The following is a 21,406-nucleotide window of genomic DNA, read 5'->3' as shown; positions in this document are numbered from 1 at the left end:
AATATTGAAAATGATTAAGAGGTTTTTTTTACTGTCTGGTTTATGTATGTTTCTGAGTGTATCTGCACAGAAAACACACACGGTTATAAAAGGTGATAATCCTTATAATATTTCAAAAAAATATGGGATTACCATTGATGAGTTGAATAGACTTAACCCGAAATTCAAAGATGGGAAATTGGCAATCGGTGATATTCTTACAGTAAAAGCTGGAAATACAGCTGTTACAAAACCGGTTTCTTCAAATTCTGCAACTCCTTCATCTACAAAGACGGGAAAGATTTATTTGCAGCCAAAACAGACCATTTACGGTATTACAAAGCAGTATAGAATTTCTGAAGCAGATTTAAGAAAATTAAATCCAGACCTGGATTCTCACACGAAAATTGGTGACGAAATTACGTTACCTATAGACAGTATTAAAAAGTATGGCGGAACTCAGGCAACCATTGCTCCGACAAAACCTGTCGAAGTGCCGGTAGAAACCGTACAGCCAAGCAGCAATACAAAAACTAAAATAGATTCTGGTAACGAGAAGTCGTCTGCGGCGGTTTATACTTCTTCTAATCAGGACGAATATGCAACATATACCGTAGAGCAGGGAGATACTGTTTTCTCTATCGTTAACAAATTTGGAGTTACGATTGATGAATTGATCGCTCTAAATCCGGATTTGGCAAAAGGTTTGAAAACCGGAATGGTTCTAAAAATCAAGAAGCTGGATGCGGCTTATACCAAGAAAAATGGTGATGCTTTAAGTGTTGTTTTAATGTTACCATTTGGTTACAGTACCAATGAGACTCAGTATCGTGCAATGGCGGTAGATTTTCTTACCGGAGCAAAACTGGCTATCGAAAGAAACGCGGCAAAAGGTCAAAAATTAGATATCAAAATTGTAGATTCTGGAAACGAAGCTTCATTTAAAAGTTCGCTTACACAGATTAACCCTAATAATACAGATTTAATTATCGGTCCGTTCTTCAAATCGAATGTGATTGATCTTTTAGATTTTACAAAAACTCAGAAAATTCCTGTGGTTGCACCATTTGCCAACTCACCGGAACTGTATAATTACAGCAACTTAATTATTGTAGAAACCAACGATCAGGCTTATGCTGATAAAATTGTTGAGGAAGTAAAAACGGTATATTCAGATCAGAAGATCTTTGTAGTGGCAGACGCTAAAAAAGAAAACGCCAACTACATCAAGTCTAATCTTGAGAAAGCTGTAAAAAATGCGAATATTACCATTGTAAATTCAGCTACAGAAATTCAGCTGGATCAGAATATGATGACCGGACAGTCTGCTCCTGTCATTGCCATTTTAGCTAATGACAATGATGCAGTGGGAGAGGCGTTCTCCAGCAGAATGATCGCTCTATCAAAAGAAGTGCAGGGGATGAAGGCATTCAGTATGTATTCGGTTCTAAGCTTCGAGAAAAAAGTGGATGAATTGAGCCAGGCGAGTTTAGTTTATTTAATGGATAGAAAAATCGATGCTGACGGCAGTTATGAAAAAGAAATTTTAGCAGCTTATAAAGCTAAATACTGCAAAACTCCGGGCAGATATGCAATCATTGGTTTCGACGTAGTCAATGATATGCTGTCGAGAGAAAATAAGAAAGGTGAGATTTTTAAGCAGATGAATAAGGTTCAGACGCAGCTTGCTACAAAATTTGAATTCGTAAAATCTAAGACCAACGGCGCTTATGTCAACACCGGATTCCGTGTGATCAGACATTAGACTTGTCTGTAAAACCAAAAAAAATCTACTTTTAAAAGTATATATTTGTATTAATTTTTTAAATCAATAAATGAAAGCACTTGTATTTCCTGGGCAGGGTTCACAGTTTGTAGGTATGGGAAAAGAATTATACGATTCCCGTAAAGACATCAAAGACCTGATGGAGTATGCCAATGAAATCTTAGGATTCGATATTATTTCCATTATGTTTAATGGGGCAGATGAAGATCTGAAAAAAACTGAGGTTACACAGCCATCGATATTCATTCATTCTGTTGCTGCCCTTAAAGCGGTAAATGGGTTGGGTGCAGAAATGGTTGCGGGACACTCTTTAGGCGAATTTTCAGCCTTGGTTGCCAACGGAGTTCTGTCATTTGATGACGGTTTGAAATTGGTTTCTGAAAGAGCAAAAGCAATGCAGGCTGCTTGTGATGCCAATCCAAGTTCTATGGCTGCAATTTTAGGATTGGAAGATGCTAAAGTGGAAGAAATCTGTGCTAGCATCAGCGGTATTGTTGTTCCTGCCAATTACAACTGTCCCGGACAGTTAGTGATTTCCGGCGAAACGGCAGCTGTAGAAGAAGCATGTGTGAAATTGAAAGAAGCTGGTGCGAAAAGAGCATTGCTACTACCGGTAAACGGAGCTTTTCACTCACCATTGATGCAGCCGGCTCAAGAAAGATTGGCAGCAGCAATCGAAAACACAAAATTCAGAAAAGCGACGATTCCTGTTTATCAGAATATTACAACCACTGCAGTTACTGATCCTGAACAGATTAAAAATAATTTAATTGCTCAGTTGACAGGTCCTGTAAAATGGACGCAGTCTGTACAAAATATGATCAAAGACGGTGCTACCAATTTTATAGAGGTAGGACCCGGTAAAACTTTACAGGGATTAATTAAAAAAATTGACAGCGAAGTTTCATCGGCTTCCGCAATTTAATTTAAATAAAAAATGGGCGAAATTTATTCACCGGGTAAGCTGATGCTGACTTCAGAATATTTCGCTGTAGACGGAGCTCTTGTCTTAGCGGTACCCACCAAGCTAGGACAAGAGTTTTTTTTTGATGAAAAGCAGGATCAGAAATCTCTTATTCTTTGGGAAGCCTATCATCAGAATAAATTATGGTTAAAGGCTGTCATTGATTATAAAAACTGGCAGATCCTTGAAACCAATATTATTTCAAGCGCCGAGTTTATTCTTAAAACTCTCAAAAATGTTCAGAATCTTTCTGACATTAAATTTAAAGCTACAGATTCTTATTATTTAAAAACAAACCTTCAGTTTCCGGCAGATTACGGTCTTGGAAGCAGCTCTACCTTAATGACTAATATTGCAGAATGGTCTGAGATTGATCCATTTCATCTAAATTCTATCAGTTTGGGGGGGAGCGGCTATGATATTGCGGTAGCAAAAGCTAAGTCAGCTGTTCTCTTTAAAAATAAACCTGAAATTCATTTCGAAAGAGTTGATTTCAATCCTAAGTTTAAGAACGAACTGATTTTCATTCACTTAAATCAAAAGCAGGATAGCAGAGAAGGAATCAATCTCTATAAGTCTAAAATAAAGTCGCAGAATTTGATCGATGAATTTTCTGATCTCACAAGAAATATTTTATTGTGTGATGAATTAGATAATTTTTCGCATCTAATGACATTACATGAACAACGTATTTCTGATTTTATTGAAAGACCGACAGTTAAATCAATTTTTTTTGAAGATTGTGCAAAATTTGTCAAAAGTTTAGGCGCCTGGGGCGGTGATTTTGTGATGAGTGCAAAATTTGAGGGCTACCAAGACTATTTTTGGGGAAAAGGTTTTACTACTGTTTTTGAATGGAATGATTTAATTGATTAATAATCAATTAATTAAAAGGTCTGTTTTTTATTTGTCATTTTCACTTATATGTTTATATTTATCGAAGTTTAACAATTAGTTAATATGAATTGCTGAACGAACAAAAAGCAAAAAGAAAATATAAGTAAAATGAAAAACGCTAAAATCATCCAGGATTTACAAAAATTAGGGATTAAAGGAGAGTATGAATTAACTTATAATCCTTCGTACGAAGAGTTATATCAAGCTGAAATGTCACCTGAAAACCAGGGATTTGAAAAAGCTGAGCTTACAGAATCTGGTGCTGTATCTGTGCAGACAGGAGTTTTCACTGGCCGCTCGCCTAAAGACAGATATATTGTTCAGGATGATGTTACGAAAGATACTATTTTCTGGGATGGCAAAGTAAACCTTCCTACAACTCCCGAAATTTTCGAATCTTGTAAAGATTTAGTTTTAGATCAACTTTCCAATGCCAAAAAAATATATGTTGTCGATACATTTTGCGGTACAAATGAAGATACAAGACTAAAAGTGAGATTTATCGTTGAAGTGGCTTGGCAGGCTCATTTCGTTACGAATATGTTTATCCGTCCTTCTCATTACGATTTAGAAAACTACGGAGAACCTGATTTTACAGTAATCAACGGTTCAAAAACTACCAACCCTAATTGGGAGGAGCAGGAATTGAACTCTGAAAACTTCGTGATGTTCAACCTTACTGAGAAACTTCAGATAATTGGTGGAACGTGGTACGGCGGAGAAATGAAAAAAGGAATGTTTGCCATGATGAATTATTACCTTCCACTGAAAGGTATGGCATCGATGCACTGTTCTGCAAACGTGGGTGAAGAAGGAGATGTAGCGTTATTCTTCGGACTTTCGGGAACAGGAAAAACAACTTTATCTGCAGATCCTAAAAGATATTTAATTGGTGACGACGAGCATGGTTGGGATAACAACGGCGTTTTCAACTATGAAGGCGGGTGCTATGCTAAAGTAATAGACCTGTCAGCAGAAAAGGAACCCGATATTTTCAGAGCCATCAAAAGAGATGCGCTTCTTGAGAACGTTGTAGTAAACGACGGAATTGCAGATTATACAGACGGATCAATCACAGAAAATACAAGAGTTTCTTACCCAATTTACCATATTAATAAAATCGTTTTACCTTCAAAAGCAGGTCATGCTAGCAAGATTGTTTATCTTTCTGCTGATGCTTTCGGAGTTTTGCCTCCGGTTTCTATTTTAGATGAAAATCAGGCTCAATACCATTTCCTTTGCGGTTACACTTCAAAATTAGCCGGAACTGAAAGAGGAATTACAGAACCGGAACCATCTTTCTCTCCTGCATTCGGTGAAGCATTCTTAACATTACATCCAACTATGTACTCTAAAACATTGATCGGAAAAATGAAAGAACACGGTGCAAAAGCTTATTTAGTAAACACGGGTTGGAATGGTACCGGAAAAAGAATTTCTTTAAAAGATACAAGAGCAATCATTGATTCTATCATCGACGGATCAATTGAGAATGCTGATAAAACAACTATTCCTGTAATGAATTTAGAGATTCCAACCTCATTGCCGAATGTTTCTGAAGGAATTTTAGATCCAAGAGATACATATAATGACGCTTCAGAATGGGAAGAAAAAGCAAAAGATCTTGCTGCAAAATATATTAAAAACTTCGAGCAGTACTGCGGTAATGACGAAGCCAAGAAGCTGATTGCCTCTGGTCCTCAATTGCAGGAACAGACCATTTAGAAATAGTGAAGAGCCTTATCCATTGATGAGGCTTTTTTTTTCCCAGATATTTAATACGTGTTATAATTTATTTAAAAGCACGTGTGTTTGTTTTTAAATTTATATATTTGTATTTAAATGTGTGATTATGAATACTAAACTAACTTTAACGATTGATAAATCCATAATTGAAAGTGCTAAGAAATATGCCAGAAATAAGGAAAGAAGTCTATCTGATCTTATTGAAAACTATCTGAAAGCTTTAGTTAACACAGAATCTGAAAAGAAAGATCAGGTAGAATTATCCACAACTGTAAAATCTTTAAAAGGTTCGTTTAAAATGCCAAAAGATTTTGATGAAAAAGAAGAATTAGCAAATCGTCTCGCAGAAAAGTATTTGTTATGAAAGATGTAATGATCGATACTGATGTAATTCTTGATATTTTATTCGACAGAGTTCCTTTTTCCCAGAATGCGTCTGAAATTTTAAGTAAGTGCGAAGACGGAGAAATAAAAGGTTTTGTAACGTCGGTTACGTTGAGCAATATTTATTATCTCTTAAGAAAAACGGCAACTCATTCCAAAGTAATTGAAAGTCTTAGGCTTCTCATGAGTTTTCTGCATGTTGCTACTTCAGATAAAACAGCTGTCATCAACGCATTAAATTCTGATTTTAAAGATTTTGAAGATGCCCTGCAGAATTTTTCTGTGCAGAATGATGATAAGATTAAAGTAATAATCACCCGAAATATAAAAGATTATAAAGCCAGCAGTTTGTCAGTGATGACTCCGGATTCTTATCTGAAGATGCGCAGCTGAGTACTTATTTAGGTACAGTTTTTCCAGTTCCGAGGCAATGTCTTAAATCATTCCAACATAAGTTGCTTAAAAATCTGTTCAATCTGTGGAACATTCTATTTCAAACTCAAAATTGCCAACCGATATCCATCCATCCCAAAACCAGACAAAACCGCATCCGTATTGGCTGCCGTAACCGATTTCTGCCGGAATTCTTCACGCTTGTAAATGTTGCTGATGTGAACTTCCACTTTCGGTTTCTGAATGTTTTTTAAACAGTCTGCAATTGCATAAGAATAATGGGTGAAAGCTCCCGGATTAATTACAACGGCTTCAAAATCATCTTCCTGTAATCTGTTAATTAGTTCACCCTCTATGTTCGACTGATAATAATCGAGCTCGTAAGAAGTAAATTCTGACTTTAGTTTTTGTAAATATTCTTCCATGGAAATATTTCCATAGATTTCAGGCTCTCGGGTTCCCAAAAGATTCAGATTCGGACCATTGATAATTAAAACTTTCATAGGATAAAAGTAAGAATTCTTTTTGTTTTAAGCTTAAAAAGATGAAGTGTCACAGTTTTTCGCTAACTTATAGCTTTAATAAAATCAGGACAAATCTCATCATGAAAGAAGAAATCGAAAGCAAACTGATCGATAAAAATACAAAACCTACGAGCATGAGGATTTTAGTCTATGATTTTCTAAGCTCTCAAAATGCCGCACTTTCGTTATCTGAAATTGAAAATCATTTTGAAAATGCCGACCGGACAACCATTTACAGAACATTAAAAACGTTTGAAGAAAAAGGAATCGTTCACAGCATTCAGGAAAATACAACGACGAAATACAAGCTTTGCCACGATGACTGTGATGAAAAAACGCACAAAGACTGGCATCTTCATTTCTATTGCAAAATCTGTAAACAGACTACCTGCAGAGAAGATATCTCATTTCCGGACAATATGAAAACCGATTTCAGAATCGATGAAATAAGACTTTTCGCAAAAGGCATCTGTGAAAACTGTCTCGAAAGTTTGCAATAGCATTGCATTCAAGTTTCCGCTACATTTGTTTAAAATTATCAGTTATGGACGAATGTTGCAGTACAAAACCAAAACAGGAGCACAATCACGAAGGTCATGATCACGACCATGATCATTCTCACGAAATTCAGGATCAGTCAACATATAACCTATTCTTACCGGCGATTATTTCGTTTGTTTTATTATTGGTTGGAATAGGTCTTGACAACTTCACAGACAATGATTGGTTTAAAGGTTGGGCTCGCCTTGTTTGGTATTTGGTGGCCTATATTCCTGTAGGAATTCCTGTTTTAAAAGAAGCCTACGAAAGCATCATTCACGGTGATATTTTTTCTGAGTTTTTCTTGATGGGAATTGCCACCGTTGGTGCCTTCGCAATCGGAGAATATCCCGAAGGAGTCGCCGTAATGCTGTTTTATTCTGTAGGCGAGGTTTTTCAGGCAATGGCAGTAACTAAAGCAAAAAGTAATATCAAATCTCTTCTCGATCAGCGTCCGGATGAAGTCACTGTTTTAGAAAATGGAAAACCTAAAGTGGTAAAAGCGGTCGATGCAAAAATTGGAGATATTATTCAATTAAAATCAGGTGAGAAATTGGGTTTAGATGGGGAGTTGCTTTCAGATAAAGCCTCATTCAATACTTCTGCACTCACCGGAGAAAGTATGCCCGACACCAAGATAAAAGGTGAAAAGATTTTAGCAGGAATGATTAATTTAAATACTGTCAGTCAAATTAAAGTGACTGCTTCATTCAAAGACAGCAAGCTGAGTAAAATTTTAGAACTCGTTCAGAACGCAACGTCACAAAAAGCTCCGACAGAATTATTCATCAGAAAATTTGCAAAAATTTATACACCAATTGTCGTTTTTTTAGCGATAGGAATTACCTTACTACCGTATTTTTTCGTTGAAAATTATCAGTTTAAAGAATGGCTCTACAAAGCCTTGGTGTTTCTGGTGATCTCCTGTCCGTGTGCTTTGGTGATCTCTATACCGCTGGGATATTTTGGTGGAATTGGCGCAGGAAGCCGCAATGGAATTTTAATTAAAGGTAGTAATTTCTTAGATATTTTAGCCAACATTCAGAATGTGGTGATGGATAAGACTGGAACGATGACTGAAGGAGTTTTTAAAGTGCAGGAGGTTCACTTCAATGAAGAATTTAATCAGGATAAAATTTTAAAACTTGTCAATGCCTTAGAAAGTCAAAGCACACATCCCGTTGCCACTGCAATTCATGAATTTGCGGGAGAAGTGGATCATTCAATTCAGTTAGTAAATGTAGAAGAAATTGCAGGGCACGGTTTGAAAGCAGACATTCACGAAAAGGAACTTTTAATTGGAAATTTGAAACTGATGAAGAAATTCAATATTTCATATGATGTAAATATTGAAAAGATTGTCTACACTTTAATTGCAGTTGCGTACGACAAAAAATTTGTAGGCTACCTTACGATTGCAGATTCGATTAAAGAAGATGCACAGCTGACGATTAAAAAATTAAAATCATTGGGAGTAAAAACAACCATGCTGAGCGGAGATAAAATTTCTGTTGTAAAATTTGTTGCCAATGAATTAGGAATTGAAAATGCTTACGGAGATTTGCTTCCAGAAGATAAAGTAAATAAAGTAAAAGTATTGAAAGCCAAAAATCAGACGGTCGCATTTGTAGGAGACGGCGTTAATGATGCGCCTGTCGTTGCCTTAAGCGATGTCGGAATTGCAATGGGCGGGTTGGGAAGTGATGCCACTATTGAAACGGCCGATATTGTCATTCAGGATGACCGGCCAAGTAAAATCCCAATGGCAATCAATATCGGAAAACAAACTAAAAAAATAGTTTGGCAGAATATCACTTTAGCTTTCGTCGTAAAAGCCATCGTGCTGATTCTCGGAGCAGGCGGTTTAGCTACAATGTGGGAAGCGGTTTTTGCTGACGTTGGTGTGGCATTATTGGCTATTTTAAATGCTGTGAGAATTCAAAGGATGAAGTTTAATTAGTTTGGAAGAAGGATGTACAATGCTAGAACCTACAATTATATTAAAAATATTTTTCCATCAAATTCCATCAATAGGGGCGGGCTTTAGCCCGCCTCATAAGATAAAAAGCAATTGGCTTTAGCCAAAACCTAAATGTTCGTAACCATCTTTTTTAAACATACGTGCAAATCTGTGCGATCGGTGGGGAATAACTCTCATCATCCATCATCCACCTTAAAAATTTCAAACATCTGTGCAAATCTGTGCGATCTGTGGGAAATAACTCTCGTCATCCACGAAACACGAAACACCATCCATCATCCTTATTTTCAAACATCTGTGTAAATCTGTGCGATCTGTGGGAAATAACTCTCTTCATTAACCATCCAACATCCTTCCCAAAACTGACTTTCATCATAAAACACAGAAGAAACAAATTTTCTACACTATATTTGTACTAAAGATTTGATACTTGAAGTTTCTCTTATCCTTTTTCATCATTTTTACCATCGCAATGCGTCCGCTTTTGCCATTGGTCAATTATGCGGTCAATTATGATTACATCGTGAAAAATCTTTGTGAAAACAGAAAAGTACTCGAGTCTGACTGTAAAGGAAAATGTTTCGTCAAAAAAGAATTGGCAAAAACACAAAAGCAATCCAACAACGGGCAGAATATAAAAATTATGGGATTGGATGTCTTTCTATCTCACGCTATTCTCTCGTTTTCAGATCAATTGCAGTCAGAGATTCAATTAGAAAATTTTACTTCTGATTATACAGATTCTCATACTACTGAATATTTTTCCAGAATATTCCATCCTCCTTTAGTATAAAAATTATTTAAACTATATTTTTAGTTGATTTGGGCTTTTAAATTGATTATGTGTCAAGATTCCAGTGTGATAAACTGCATAGATAAGTCGTGATCATTCAATTGTTAGGTTCATATTCATCGCATCAACATTAAATTAAGTTTAAAAACACATTTAATTTTCTTCAGCTCAAGTATTAATTTCAATTTAAATAAAATGAAATCAAAGATTTTATTAACGGCCTTACTGTCCGTTTCATTATTGGCCTGTGCGCAGGAAACCCCAAAAGTAAAGCATAAAACAAAGAATAAAGCTTCAAAATCAACTGTGCAAACCGTGAAGTTTGCCAATGCAGTTGACCCAATCTGTCATATGAAAACAGAACCTGATATGAAAGATACTGCAGTGTATAAAAATAAAACGTACGGTTTTTGCAGTAGCTACTGTAAGGATGAGTTTAAGAAAAATCCAGAGAAATATGTCCAAAAATAAAAAGGCAGATAGCAGTGCAAAAAAGAAGATTATTATTCCGGTTGCAGTCATTGCCTTACTCTTTTTAGGAATAGGATTTGGGATGAGTTACTTCAAAAGCAATCTGTATACGGTAATGAAAGTTCCTGATTTTGAACTGACAGATCAGAACCATAAAAAAGTGACGAATAATGATATGTTGGGAAAAGTTTATTTGGTTGAATTTTTCTTCAGCAAATGTCCAACGATTTGTCCTGTGATGAATTCGAACATGCGAGCAATTGAAGATGAGATCAACAACCCTGATTTTGGAATAATTTCCATCAGCATCGATCCTGAAAATGATACTCCGGAATTGTTGAAAAGTCATGCACAGAGAATAGGCGTGAAATCTCCAAACTGGCATTTTCTGACGGGTGACCGAACTTATATCGGAAACCTCGCTGATCAGTTTGATATTTACGTAGGAGATAAAGAAGACGAAAGCGAAAACCTCAATCACGGCGGAATGATCGCCTTAGTCGACCAGGACGGAAACATCAGATGTCGGTACAACAAAGAAAATATGCCGATCCTTTATTATTCAGGATTGAATTATGAAGATGTCGAAGGAAAAATCCCTAAATTGACAGGAAAGTATCATCCCGACAGAGAAATGTTGATAGAAGATATTAAAAAATTATTGAAATAAAGCCAGAAGTATGAAGCTGGATGCTGGAAGTTATGATCACACAGAAAATGACTTCCATCTTCCAACACCCATCTTCCAGCCAAAGAATTAAAAGTTTAACCTTACATACAAAACATTATGAAGATTTTTAAAGTAGCTGCATTTACGGCAGTTTTTGCGGCGCAGTTTGCGTTTGCACAGTTTAAGCAGACCCCTTTACCGTACGCTTACAATGCATTGGAAGGAAACGTGGATGCACAAACCATGGAAGTTCACTACTCAAAACACGCAGCAGCGTATGTTGCCAATTTGAATAAGGCAATCGCCGGAACTCCACAGGAGAAGCAGACACTGTTTGAAATTCTTTCTAAAGCGGGAACATTACCTATGGCAGTAAGAAATAATGCCGGTGGACATTACAACCATGAGTTGTTCTGGACAGTTTTAACGCCAATGAAGAACACACAGCCGTCCGCTAAATTATCAAAGGCAATTACAGATGCTTTCGGTAGCATGGATGCTTTTAAAGAGAAAATGAGCAAAGCAGGTGCAGACCGTTTCGGTTCAGGCTGGGCTTGGCTTTCTGTTGATAAGAGTGGGAAGTTATTCGTTTCTTCAACCGCAAATCAGGACAATCCTCTAATGGATGTTGTGGAAGAAAAAGGAACTCCAATCTTCGGAATCGACGTTTGGGAGCACGCTTACTACCTGAAATATCAAAACAAAAGAGCGGATTACTTAACTGCCATCTGGAACGTAACCAACTGGAAAGAAATCAGCAGAAGATATGACGAAGCTTTAAGCAAAAAATAGTCTTTGAATTTAGTTTGCAGCATATTTCTCACCTTTTTCACGGTATTCAGACCTCTGATTCCGTTGGTGGAGTATGCTGTAAATTATCAATACATCAGCGAAGAACTCTGCGTCAACAGAAAAAATGTTGATTTGCATTGTAACGGAAAATGTTATTTGACCAAAGAATTATCAAAAACCAACGACACCGATTCTTCACCACTCTCAAAAGGAAAAAGTTCTGTTCAAAAAGTACTTGATTTTTATATTCCTACAGAGATTTTTAAAACCTCAATCGGGAACAGTTTCTCATTCCCAAACCTGAATTTCACTTACAAAACAGGTTACACGTTCCTCTTTCTGAAAAACATTTTCAGACCACCGATTTTTTAGTTGTACATATTAGTTTTTTGGGCGATTCCCTTTCCCTGGCTTTTCCAGCTGCTTGGGTCGGGCTGTCCGCTCATATCTTTTTGTCTTGCAAAGTGAGTCTGTAAAACAGCGATTCTAATAAGACAAAAAGGATAACCGCTACCATCCCTATCGCGGGATACGGCATTAATACAACATTTCAATTAAAAAATCAAAATTAGAATGAAAATTTATAAATTTTTATCATTATTCTTCATAGCCTTTACTTTTTTAACCTTCACATCTTGCAGTAGCAATGATGAAGACGATTCATCACCAGAAGCAAAAGGTAAACTCCAGCTTAAATTTGAAAACGGATTCAATAATCTCGGAAATATTGTGCTCAATCAAACGACTCAAACATCTTCGAGCGGACAAAAACATCAGTTCTCAACCCTAAAATATGTTATCAGCAACATCAGTCTAATCGACGAAAACGGAAACGAATTCAAATACCATGAAAATAATCCCGATCAGGGAGTTTTCATTATTAATCAGGAAAACGCGGTTGCTGGAATTGTATATATAAACTTAGATGAGATTCCGAAAAACAACTACAAAAAAATAAAATTCGGATTGGGAATCAGTCAGAATGCCTATTTACTTGGACAAAACGGACAGGCAGAATTCTGGGATAAAGCCAAAAAAGAAAGCCTTACCTGGTCTTGGGCTGCCGGATATATTTTTGTAAAACTCGAAGGAAAATACGGAGCGAGTTCTGCCAACACAGAATTTCTGAACCACACCGGAAACATGGGAAATGTAACTGCCAATAATACTGCGGATCTGTACCGTGAAGTGACTTTGGATCTTCCGACTACCGCAAGAGTCTCCGCAACAATAAAACCCTCAATTCATATTCTGGCAGATTTTAATCAATATTTAAGTGGAGAAACTGCTTTAAGCCTTTCTTCGACCAATGATATGGCGATGGGATCCAATCAGCATTTGGTAAATGTGACGAATAATTTGGTGAAAATGTTTAAAGTAGATCACGTTCACAATGACTAAGCTTATTTTAAAAACAGGATTATTGATCATTGCTTTTCTAAATTTTGTTTCGTGTTCCAATGATGTGATTCAGCCTTTAGATAAAAATGAAGCAGTTCATCTTCAGTTTCCGTCTTATTTCCCGAAAATGACTTTTGATCAAAATGAAAATCCTATTACAAAAAATGGAGTAGAGTTGGGCAGAAAATTATTTTATGAAGGAAGACTTTCAAGAAATAATACGATTTCCTGCGGGTTCTGTCACATTCAGGAACATGCATTTACCCATCATGGTCATACGGTTAGTCACGGAATTGACGACAGAATAGGAATCAGAAACGCACCAGCTATTCAAAATATGGCTTTTCTGAAACGCTACATGTGGGACGGAGTGATACATAATTTAAACCAGCAACCTATTATTCCAATCACGGATGCCAACGAAATGGACAGTTCGATGCCTGAAGTAATTGCCAAACTCAGTAAAGAGGATGTTTATAAAAAATTGTTTAAGCAGGCTTACGGTGACGAGACTATTAACGGAGAACGAGTGCTAAAAGCTTTGTCGCAGTTTATGGCCACTTTAATTTCCGCAGATTCCAAATATGATCAGTTTAAACAGGGAAAAGTAAATTTATCCTCTCAAGAAACTCAGGGAATGGCTTTGTTTCAGCAGAAATGTTCTTCCTGCCACTGCGGAGAATTGTTTACCGATGAAAGTTTCAGGAACACAGGAATGTATTACAATACCCAGTTTAAAGATGCAGGAAGACATCGGGTAACGCTGGATCAAAATGACTGGATGAAATTCAGAGTTCCCAGCCTTAGAAATGTTGAATATACTGCGCCGTACATGCACGACGGAAGATTTTACACTTTGGAAGCGGTGCTCAATTTTTATTCTGATAATGTGGAGAACAATCCCAACCTCGATCCACAGCTGAAGCAGAATAACCACATCGGAATTGCGATAAATGCTCAGGAGAAACAATTCATTATTGCTTTTCTGAAAACGCTGTCGGACAAAAATTTTATTTCCAATCCAAAATTCGCTGAATAAATTCTAATTAAAATGAAGGATACATTTTTAATGTTAGGTTTGGTTTTATTTAATTTAAATCAGGCTAAAGACATCAACGACAGTTTATATATTTTAAATAATTATCATGATGAAATTTTGTTCAAGGAATGTGACGCTTGTGGCTGCGCAGCAGGAAATGGTTCGTCAGGTTTTGAATCTTTGTTAAATCCTCAGTTTATCGGAATTAAGTATTTCGCTCAGCATTATAAAGCGAAAGAGAATTTATTTGTCAATGGTTTGACGCAGGATCAGTATTTTAATACGTTTCAGCTTTGGGCAAAAATTCCTCTAACTCAAAAATTGAGTATTTACGGAAGTCTGCCATTTCATTTTCATGAAAAGAAAACTCTGCAGGGCGACATCAAAATTAACGGAATAGGAGATTTTAATTTGATGGGAATTTATCAGCTGATCAATTCAAAAGACAATATTCATCAGCTCAATGGTGGTATAGGTGTAAAAGTTCCGCTCGGAAACTTTGATGAAAAAGGCATTTCTGGAGTCAATCCGAGTTTTCAGCTGGGAACCGGAAGTTGGGATTATCAGGCAGTTTTAAATTACAGATTTCAGAAAAATAAACTGGCGGTGCTTCTCAATACCGATTACACGATTAAAACTGAAAATAAAAAACACTATCACTTTGGCAATCAGTGGAATTATTCAGCCACAGGATTCTATCAAATCTTTGGAAATGAGAAAAGCATTCTTTCTGCGAAATTTGGTTTTCAAGGCGAAGTCTATGACCGAAACCGACAGTACAAAGAAGCACTTCCGAAAACTGCTGGAAGTGCCTTGTATGGGAAGTTAGGTTTTGAAGCTTCTTACAAAAAAATCAGTTTGGGAACAGAAGTCATGCTTCCTGCTTACACCAATTTAGCAGGAGGTGATATTGAAGCTAAATCAAGATTCAGTGTCTTTGTCAACTTTGGAATTTAAATGAAATTTTCAAGATTAAAAAGATTCTGTTTCATTTAGTCAGCATTCCTCATCAAATACTTTTGATGAGGAATCTTTTATTTTAGTAATTGCACAGAATAGATAAAAGGAGATGCTTAGAATATTTAACAAGGACGAATTCAGATTTAAAGTACAAAAAAAAAGAGATTTCAAATTTGAAATCTCTTTTGTAGCCCGTAGGGGAGTCGAACCCCTCTTACCAGGATGAAAACCTGAGGTCCTAACCGATAGACGAACGGGCCATCTACCATCACACTATAAATAGCGGGTTAGTAATTTTGAATTTTTAAAAGTTTCAATTCTTTTTAGTAGCCCGTAGGGGAGTCGAACCCCTCTTACCAGGATGAAAACCTGAGGTCCTAACCGATAGACGAACGGGCCTACTATAATTACGCTAACTTGTTAACGTGCTTAGTCAGTTTACTTTTTAAGTTAGCCGCTTTGTTTTTGTGGATAATATTTTTCTTAGCTAATTTATCCAATAAAGCGATAACTTTTGGCAATTGTTCTGTTGCTGCAGTTTTGTCCTCTTCATTTCTTAACCCTTTGATTGCTGTTCTAGCAGTCTTGTGGTAGTATCTGTTACGAACTTTTCTAACTTCGTTTTGTCTTATTCTTTTAAGAGCTGATTTATGATTTGCCATATCGTTCAAATGTGAGTGCAAATTTATAAACTTTTTTTATACCAGCCAAATTTATTTTTAAAAAATTTAAACTTTATTCTGTAAGGTATTTTTTTAGTTTATCTAATGCTTGTTCTAGTTTTATATTCTGTTGTTCTTTATCTATTTTTCTGATCGTGCTTGTCAGCATATTCAGAGCATTGTTCCATTCCCCAGTTGTATTGGTGAAAGTTATCCCGTCAATCAGTACCTCAAAGGCACTTCCCTCACCGTTCCTGTAGAGTCTGAAACTTATTTTATCATCCCTGCCTGTAATCCCTTCTTCATTGATCTTTAAATCGTAACTTTTCGGGTTCGTGTGGATTTTATTAAAAAGCAATTTCGCTTCCTGTATTTTTAAATCCGGCATGATATCAAATTGGTAGTCTATAGGAGAATCGAACTCCTGTTGCAAGGATGAAAACCTTGAGTCCTAACCACTAGACGAATAGACCAAATTTTGAGGTTGCAAAAGTATTAATTAACTTTTAAACTTCAAAATTATTTTTTTCTATTTATTAATTTTTTGAATAACCGTGTTTTTTATTCCTTTGGCTTCCAGTTCTTTCTGCAGTTTTACAGCATCTTCCAGAGATGCAGCTTTTCCGTAGGTATAGTAGAATAGGCCGTTATTTTTCTCTCTTTCTGCATCTTTGAGCGTCTGCAGGATAAATGAATTGGCGCTGAGTTTATCTTTTCCGGTGTAGACTTCAATGGTATAATACCCTGTATTCAGCTTTTGATTTGGCATAAATCCTACAGCATACGCGTTTCTGAACCCAGCATCTTTTGCAGTCTTAATATTAATATCACGAATCGAAGCCATGTTGGTGACACTGTAATAATATTTATAAATTCCATTCTCTTTTAAAGGAAGAATATAATTCAAGCCTTTTAATGCCGGATCATCTTCGTTGTATTTTATGGCAGAAGTCATCAGCAAAATTCTGAAATCATTCTTTAACGGTACTTCTTCTTTTTTCTCAGGCTCAGGTTTTTTGGTTGCCACCGGACCTCCTGATTTTCTGTCGATCGCTTTTTTGTAATCAATGATCGCATCATAGATGCTTTCCGAAATTTCGTCCTGTCCTTTTTCTGAAGCTAAATAATGACTTTCCTCAGGATGATTGATAAATCCTGTTTCAATCAATACGGAAGGCATCGCGTTCATACGGAGCACGTGAAGGTTTTTCTGCCAAACGCCTCTTGATGATCTTTTGTCTTTATTCACAAAATTGTTCTCAACAAGACCTCCAAGCAGTAAGCTTGATTCAAGATATTTACTTTGCTGAAGTTTTAATGCTATGAGAGACTCCGGAGATCTTGCGTCGTAAGTACCGAAGGTCTGTTTATCTTTTTCATCGAGGTAGATCACGTCATTTTCACGTTTTGCGACCTCCAGATTGGTGTCGTTCTGATCGGGACCCTGTACAAATGTCTCTGTACCGTATGCGGTAGGCCGCTGAGAAGAATTACAGTGTACGGAAACAAAAAGATCTGCTTTACTTCTATTGGCGAGATTGGTTCTGTCCGATAATGAAGGGAATTCGTCGATCTTTCGGGTGTAGATTACCTTGAAATCTTTGTTTTTCTCAAGCATTCTTCCTATTTTAAGAACAATCGCAAGTGTAATATCCTTTTCGGCAATTCTTCCTATATCACTATACGATCTGTTCGCACCATGGTCGCTTCCTCCGTGTCCTGCGTCTAAAACGACGGTAAACTTTTTTTGAGAATAAGCGAAATGGGTGGAAAGAATAAGGAGAAATGCTAAAATTATTTTAAATTTTCGTGTGTACATCTTACAGTTTTAAAAATTATATTAATTTTGAGCCTAAATTATATAAAACAAAATTGGACAAAACCGTCTTCAAAAATATATTACAAATTTTAATTATCCTAATTTTTAACAGTTTTTTAGCACAGCAAAATCCTAAAAAATTAACGGAAACAACGATAATTAAAGATACAATTTCCAAAAAGGATACCATTGTTGTACAGAAGGAATCATTAGATGATGTACTCGACACAAAAGCCGATGATCAGCGAAGAGATATTCCGAAGAGAATGATTTATCTGAACAGAAATGCTCAGGTAAAATATCAGGATATGCAGATTGACGCTGATTATATATCTATTGATGAAGAAAAGAACGTCATCTATGCCAGAGGAAAGCAGGATTCTTTAGATAGAATCATAGAACCTGTCATCGTTACTCAGGCAGGAAAAAAGTATGAGACCAACAACTTTAACTACAATTACAAAACAAAACAGGCGATTGCTTACAATGCCAGAACCGAAGAAAGTCAGGGGATTATAGTCGCTGAAAAAACAAAGAAGTATAACGACTCGGTTTTCTTTATGAGAAGAGGTCTGTTTACTACGGATGATTATTTCATTAAGAAAAAAGATTCTCTTGCCGATTACCATCTTTTGGCTCCACATATTAAAATGGTAAAAGGGAAAAACAGCAGTTCTCTTATTACCGGACCCGTACAGATGTATATTGAGCAGGTGCCAACGCCTCTGATCATGCCATTTGCAATTTTACCTTTTTCAGAAAAAAGATCTGCAGGAATCTTGATTCCCAGTTTTGGAGAGAGGGAAGATGTAGGGTTCTTCTTAAATGGAATAGGATACTATCAGCCCATCGGAGAACATTTCGATCTTAAAGTTCTGGCAGATATTTACACCAAAGGAAGCTGGAACCTGCGCCCTGAGATGAATTATCTGAAGAAATACCGCTATTCCGGAAACTTCTCTGCGGATATCGGAAATACAGTCCGCGGAATAAAAGGGTTGGATAACTACAGCAAAACGGGGACATACCGAATTGCATGGAGACACAGTCAGGATGCAAAAGCAAATCCGTTTCTTACATTTTCTGCCTCTGTAGATGTAACCAGTCAGACATTCTACAACAATACGGTCAATAATAATTATATTATGGATCAGAGTGTATTGAGAACGCAACAGAATTCTACACTATCTCTTACGAAGAGATTTTTAAAACTTCCTGCAACGATTACAGGAACAGCATCTTATTCTCAGAACTTCGCAACAGGTTTGGCAGATTTACGTCTTCCTCAGATGAATGTTGCGATCAATCAGTTTTATTTGTTTGGATCTAAAACAGGTGTGAGGACTGGTCTTCTAGAAAACATTACCGTAAACACAGGTTTGAATTTAACCAACTTTGTGAGTACAGAAGAGGGTGAGCTTTTCACAAAAGCCATGTGGGATAAACTGCAGACCGGAATAAAAAACAATATCACCTTGGGAACCAATACTACAATTGCTAAATATTTTACATTCAGTTTAGGTGCCAATATTGACAATGCGTTAACAACAAAAACGCTTACCAAAATCTATGATCCTATCGAGAATTTAGTAGTTGATCAGGTAAATAAAAAGGTGGCAGGCTATTCTACATTTTCTACAACGGCGAGTTTGCAAACACAGCTTTACGGAATGCTGAATTTCAGAAAAGGTGCATCTATTGAGGCTATCAGACATATGATGACTCCGAGTATCGGATTTACATATTCTCCGGATTTTGGAGGTGAAGGATTTGGTTATTTCAGAAATTATTATGACGCCAACGGAGCATTGACGCCGTACTCAATTTTTGATAACGGAATTGTAGGAGCACCAACTTCGGGCATGGTGGGCGCACTGGGTTTCAACATCGGAAACAACGTTGAAATGAAAATAAAATCTAAGAGCGATTCTACCGGAGTGAAAAAAATCAAAATCTTTGAATCTTTGAACCTTTCCGGAAGCTATAACTTTGCTGCTAAAACACATCCGTGGTCTGTGATTTCAGTTAATGGGCAGTCTTCTTTCTTCGATAATAAACTGAGTGTTAATACGAGTTTAACTTTAGATCCGTACAAGATTTTATATATTCCTGGGGAAGAGGAAGGTATCAGAACAGAAAATTTCGGTCATTTCAGTGTTCAGGGTTTCAATGTTCAACTTTCATATCCTCTGAGCAGTGAGCTTTTTGGGGAGAAAAAAGATTATGCTAAAGAGTATAAACAGAAAGGAGAGATCAGAAACGAGAACTATTATTTTGATGATGATAATTATGCTCATTTTGATCAGGCCTGGACGTTGAATGTTAACGCCAATTATGCTTACTCCAGAGGAGCTACACGTACTTCAAATAAAATTGCTTCCATAGGTTTAGACGGTAGTATTAAGCTTACACCTTACTGGAATATCACAGGAAGTACCCATTACGATATGGTTACAAAGGATTTAGCCTATACAAGAATAGGTTTTTCCAGAGATCAGCGAAGTTTTACCATTAATTTTAACTGGGTGCCTTTCGGACAGTACAAAGTCTATGACTTCTTTATCGGGATTAAAGCCAATATATTAAGTGATGCACTGAAGTATAAAGACAGAAGTTTTACATCGCCAAATCCGCCTTTCTAATTAAGTTTTTGTTTAAATTTAAATTTTATATTTGTATCCGAAATAAATTCTGTTAAAATCGGCATGATTTTCACTGTCAGTGAAGGTAGTGCGATATACATAATAAATAATATATATCATCATATGAAAAAAATAATATCTACTGTTAATGCTCCTGCAGCAATCGGACCTTATTCACAGGCAAATTTAGCAAACGGAGTTTTATATATTTCAGGACAGATTCCTGTAGATCCTGCAACCGGTAAATTGGTTGAAGGAATTGAAAAAGAAACGCACCAGGTAATGAAAAACCTTGAGGCTGTTCTTACAGAAGCAGGTATGACCTTTAAAAATGTAGTGAAAGCAAGTATCTTTCTTAAAAGTATGGATGATTTTGCTGTGATGAACGATATTTACGCTTCATATCTTGATGCAGAAAGTTATCCTGCCCGTGAAACTGTACAGGTTTCCTGTTTGCCAAAAAATGTTGACATCGAAATTTCTATGATCGCACATCAGGATTAATGAGCTTTATCAGAAATACATTTGCCGTCTTAATAGGTCTTGTGATTACAGGGCTTATTATCACTCTGGGCATAAGAGCTTTCCCGAAATGGGTAACTTTTGAAGCTTTTGCGCCTTTTGAGCACTGGCAAAGATTTTTGGAAAGTATGCAGAATAATGATGCGTTTTTCGGTTTTCTTCTTTTTATTTCAGGTTTGGGAAGTACGGTGGGAGGTGTAGCTACAGCAATTATCGTCAAGTATGCTAAAGTGGCTTATGCAATCTTAATCGGTTTTATCATGTTGTTTATAGCAATGCTTGATGTAATCATCTTCCCTTATCATCCTACGTTTTATAAAATCTCTATATTTCTTATCTTTTTTCCGTTTGCCTGGATGGGCGGTAAGATTGTAGAAGTTATTTATGAAAGAAAAAAGAAACAGAGAATCGCAGATAAAATGAATAAAAGATAATCATTTA

23 protein-coding genes and 3 tRNA genes are annotated in these 21,406 nt (G+C 36.5%); 19 read left to right on the top strand and 7 right to left on the bottom strand.

The window, feature by feature from the left end; all coding sequences use genetic code 11:
* Positions 1-10 precede the first annotated feature (10 nt).
* The 6 genes from OMO38_RS03035 to OMO38_RS03010 all read left to right on the top strand — a co-directional run bounded on the left by OMO38_RS03035 (position 11) and on the right by OMO38_RS03010 (position 6,149).
* Positions 11-1,744 carry a LysM peptidoglycan-binding domain-containing protein gene (locus OMO38_RS03035; RefSeq protein ID WP_264748749.1) on the top strand — a complete coding sequence of 578 codons (1,734 nt, stop codon included), beginning with the start codon at positions 11-13 and terminating at the stop codon, positions 1,742-1,744.
* 70 nt (positions 1,745-1,814) lie between these two features.
* Entirely contained in the window at positions 1,815-2,690 is an 876-nt protein-coding gene (gene fabD / locus OMO38_RS03030) for an ACP S-malonyltransferase (RefSeq protein ID WP_264748748.1), read from the top strand.
* A 12-nt stretch (positions 2,691-2,702) separates the two neighbouring features.
* Positions 2,703-3,605, top strand: a complete 903-nt coding sequence (locus tag OMO38_RS03025; RefSeq protein ID WP_264748747.1) for a GYDIA family GHMP kinase — start codon at positions 2,703-2,705, stop codon at positions 3,603-3,605.
* Between the two features lie 129 nt (positions 3,606-3,734).
* The gene (gene pckA, locus OMO38_RS03020) at positions 3,735-5,351 is read left to right on the top strand and encodes a phosphoenolpyruvate carboxykinase (ATP) (RefSeq protein WP_264748746.1); all 1,617 of its coding nucleotides are present in this window, start codon (positions 3,735-3,737) and stop codon (positions 5,349-5,351) included.
* 127 nt (positions 5,352-5,478) lie between these two features.
* A complete protein-coding gene (locus OMO38_RS03015) occupies positions 5,479-5,736 on the top strand; it encodes a DUF6364 family protein (RefSeq protein WP_264748745.1) in 258 nt (85 codons plus the stop codon).
* Positions 5,733-6,149 (top strand): type II toxin-antitoxin system VapC family toxin, encoded by a 417-nt coding sequence (locus OMO38_RS03010; protein WP_264748744.1) that lies wholly within the window; start codon positions 5,733-5,735, stop codon positions 6,147-6,149. Before OMO38_RS03015 ends, OMO38_RS03010 begins: the two co-directional genes overlap by 4 nt.
* A 95-nt stretch (positions 6,150-6,244) precedes the next feature.
* On the opposite strand, the gene OMO38_RS03005 is transcribed toward OMO38_RS03010, so the two are convergent.
* Positions 6,245-6,652 carry a type II 3-dehydroquinate dehydratase gene (locus tag OMO38_RS03005; RefSeq protein WP_264748743.1) on the bottom strand — a complete coding sequence of 136 codons (408 nt, stop codon included), beginning with the start codon at positions 6,650-6,652 and terminating at the stop codon, positions 6,245-6,247.
* A 101-nt stretch (positions 6,653-6,753) separates the two neighbouring features.
* On the opposite strand from OMO38_RS03005, the gene OMO38_RS03000 reads away from it, so the two are divergent.
* The 10 genes from OMO38_RS03000 to OMO38_RS02955 all read left to right on the top strand — a co-directional run bounded on the left by OMO38_RS03000 (position 6,754) and on the right by OMO38_RS02955 (position 15,317).
* Entirely contained in the window at positions 6,754-7,173 is a 420-nt protein-coding gene (locus OMO38_RS03000) for a Fur family transcriptional regulator (protein ID WP_264748742.1), read from the top strand.
* 44 nt (positions 7,174-7,217) lie between these two features.
* Complete coding sequence (locus tag OMO38_RS02995; RefSeq protein WP_264748741.1) at positions 7,218-9,173, top strand: heavy metal translocating P-type ATPase; 1,956 nt, start codon at positions 7,218-7,220, stop codon at positions 9,171-9,173.
* 451 nt (positions 9,174-9,624) lie between these two features.
* On the top strand, positions 9,625-9,987 hold the full coding sequence (locus tag OMO38_RS02990; RefSeq protein ID WP_264748740.1) for a hypothetical protein: 363 nt from the start codon (positions 9,625-9,627) through the stop codon (positions 9,985-9,987).
* A 195-nt stretch (positions 9,988-10,182) separates the two neighbouring features.
* Positions 10,183-10,458 carry a YHS domain-containing protein gene (locus OMO38_RS02985; RefSeq protein ID WP_264748739.1) on the top strand — a complete coding sequence of 92 codons (276 nt, stop codon included), beginning with the start codon at positions 10,183-10,185 and terminating at the stop codon, positions 10,456-10,458.
* Positions 10,445-11,128 carry an SCO family protein gene (locus OMO38_RS02980; RefSeq protein WP_264748738.1) on the top strand — a complete coding sequence of 228 codons (684 nt, stop codon included), beginning with the start codon at positions 10,445-10,447 and terminating at the stop codon, positions 11,126-11,128. The genes OMO38_RS02985 and OMO38_RS02980 overlap by 14 nt, the downstream gene beginning before the upstream one ends.
* 117 nt (positions 11,129-11,245) lie before the next feature.
* Positions 11,246-11,920 carry a superoxide dismutase gene (locus OMO38_RS02975; protein WP_264748737.1) on the top strand — a complete coding sequence of 225 codons (675 nt, stop codon included), beginning with the start codon at positions 11,246-11,248 and terminating at the stop codon, positions 11,918-11,920.
* A 3-nt stretch (positions 11,921-11,923) separates the two neighbouring features.
* The gene (locus OMO38_RS02970) at positions 11,924-12,292 is read left to right on the top strand and encodes a hypothetical protein (RefSeq protein ID WP_264748736.1); all 369 of its coding nucleotides are present in this window, start codon (positions 11,924-11,926) and stop codon (positions 12,290-12,292) included.
* Between the two features lie 201 nt (positions 12,293-12,493).
* Complete coding sequence (locus OMO38_RS02965; protein WP_264748735.1) at positions 12,494-13,321, top strand: MbnP family protein; 828 nt, start codon at positions 12,494-12,496, stop codon at positions 13,319-13,321.
* Positions 13,314-14,360: a cytochrome-c peroxidase gene (locus tag OMO38_RS02960; RefSeq protein ID WP_264748734.1), complete on the top strand. Its 1,047-nt coding sequence runs from the start codon at positions 13,314-13,316 to the stop codon at positions 14,358-14,360. Before OMO38_RS02965 ends, OMO38_RS02960 begins: the two co-directional genes overlap by 8 nt.
* A 12-nt stretch (positions 14,361-14,372) precedes the next feature.
* On the top strand, positions 14,373-15,317 hold the full coding sequence (locus OMO38_RS02955; protein ID WP_264748733.1) for a transporter: 945 nt from the start codon (positions 14,373-14,375) through the stop codon (positions 15,315-15,317).
* A 191-nt stretch (positions 15,318-15,508) separates the two neighbouring features.
* On the opposite strand, the gene OMO38_RS02950 is transcribed toward OMO38_RS02955, so the two are convergent.
* The 6 genes from OMO38_RS02950 to OMO38_RS02925 form a co-directional block, all read right to left on the bottom strand.
* A tRNA-Glu gene (locus OMO38_RS02950) sits at positions 15,509-15,580 on the bottom strand.
* Between the two features lie 67 nt (positions 15,581-15,647).
* A tRNA-Glu gene (locus tag OMO38_RS02945) sits at positions 15,648-15,719 on the bottom strand.
* A gap of 8 nt (positions 15,720-15,727) precedes the next feature.
* Positions 15,728-15,982 carry a 30S ribosomal protein S20 gene (gene rpsT, locus OMO38_RS02940; protein ID WP_047442289.1) on the bottom strand — a complete coding sequence of 85 codons (255 nt, stop codon included), beginning with the start codon at positions 15,980-15,982 and terminating at the stop codon, positions 15,728-15,730.
* A 73-nt stretch (positions 15,983-16,055) separates the two neighbouring features.
* A complete protein-coding gene (locus tag OMO38_RS02935) occupies positions 16,056-16,370 on the bottom strand; it encodes a hypothetical protein (protein WP_264748732.1) in 315 nt (104 codons plus the stop codon).
* A gap of 10 nt (positions 16,371-16,380) precedes the next feature.
* Positions 16,381-16,455 (bottom strand) — tRNA-Glu (locus tag OMO38_RS02930).
* 56 nt (positions 16,456-16,511) lie between these two features.
* Entirely contained in the window at positions 16,512-17,801 is a 1,290-nt protein-coding gene (locus OMO38_RS02925) for an N-acetylmuramoyl-L-alanine amidase family protein (RefSeq protein WP_264748731.1), read from the bottom strand.
* Positions 17,802-17,854: 53 nt separating this feature from the next.
* Here OMO38_RS02925 and OMO38_RS02920 point away from each other — a divergent pair, with 53 nt between their 5' ends.
* The 3 genes from OMO38_RS02920 to OMO38_RS02910 all read left to right on the top strand — a co-directional run bounded on the left by OMO38_RS02920 (position 17,855) and on the right by OMO38_RS02910 (position 21,399).
* Positions 17,855-20,443: a putative LPS assembly protein LptD gene (locus OMO38_RS02920; RefSeq protein WP_264748730.1), complete on the top strand. Its 2,589-nt coding sequence runs from the start codon at positions 17,855-17,857 to the stop codon at positions 20,441-20,443.
* A gap of 123 nt (positions 20,444-20,566) precedes the next feature.
* Entirely contained in the window at positions 20,567-20,947 is a 381-nt protein-coding gene (locus tag OMO38_RS02915) for a RidA family protein (RefSeq protein ID WP_047442286.1), read from the top strand.
* Complete coding sequence (locus OMO38_RS02910) at positions 20,947-21,399, top strand: hypothetical protein (protein ID WP_264748729.1); 453 nt, start codon at positions 20,947-20,949, stop codon at positions 21,397-21,399. Before OMO38_RS02915 ends, OMO38_RS02910 begins: the two co-directional genes overlap by 1 nt.
* Positions 21,400-21,406: the final 7 nt, after the last annotated feature.

It is taken from the genome of Chryseobacterium kimseyorum (assembly GCF_025971945.1).
Lineage (GTDB): Bacteria > Bacteroidota > Bacteroidia > Flavobacteriales > Weeksellaceae > Chryseobacterium > Chryseobacterium kimseyorum.
The sequence above is the reverse complement of the archived record's forward strand: the minus strand, read 5'-3'. Positions and strand labels throughout refer to the sequence as shown.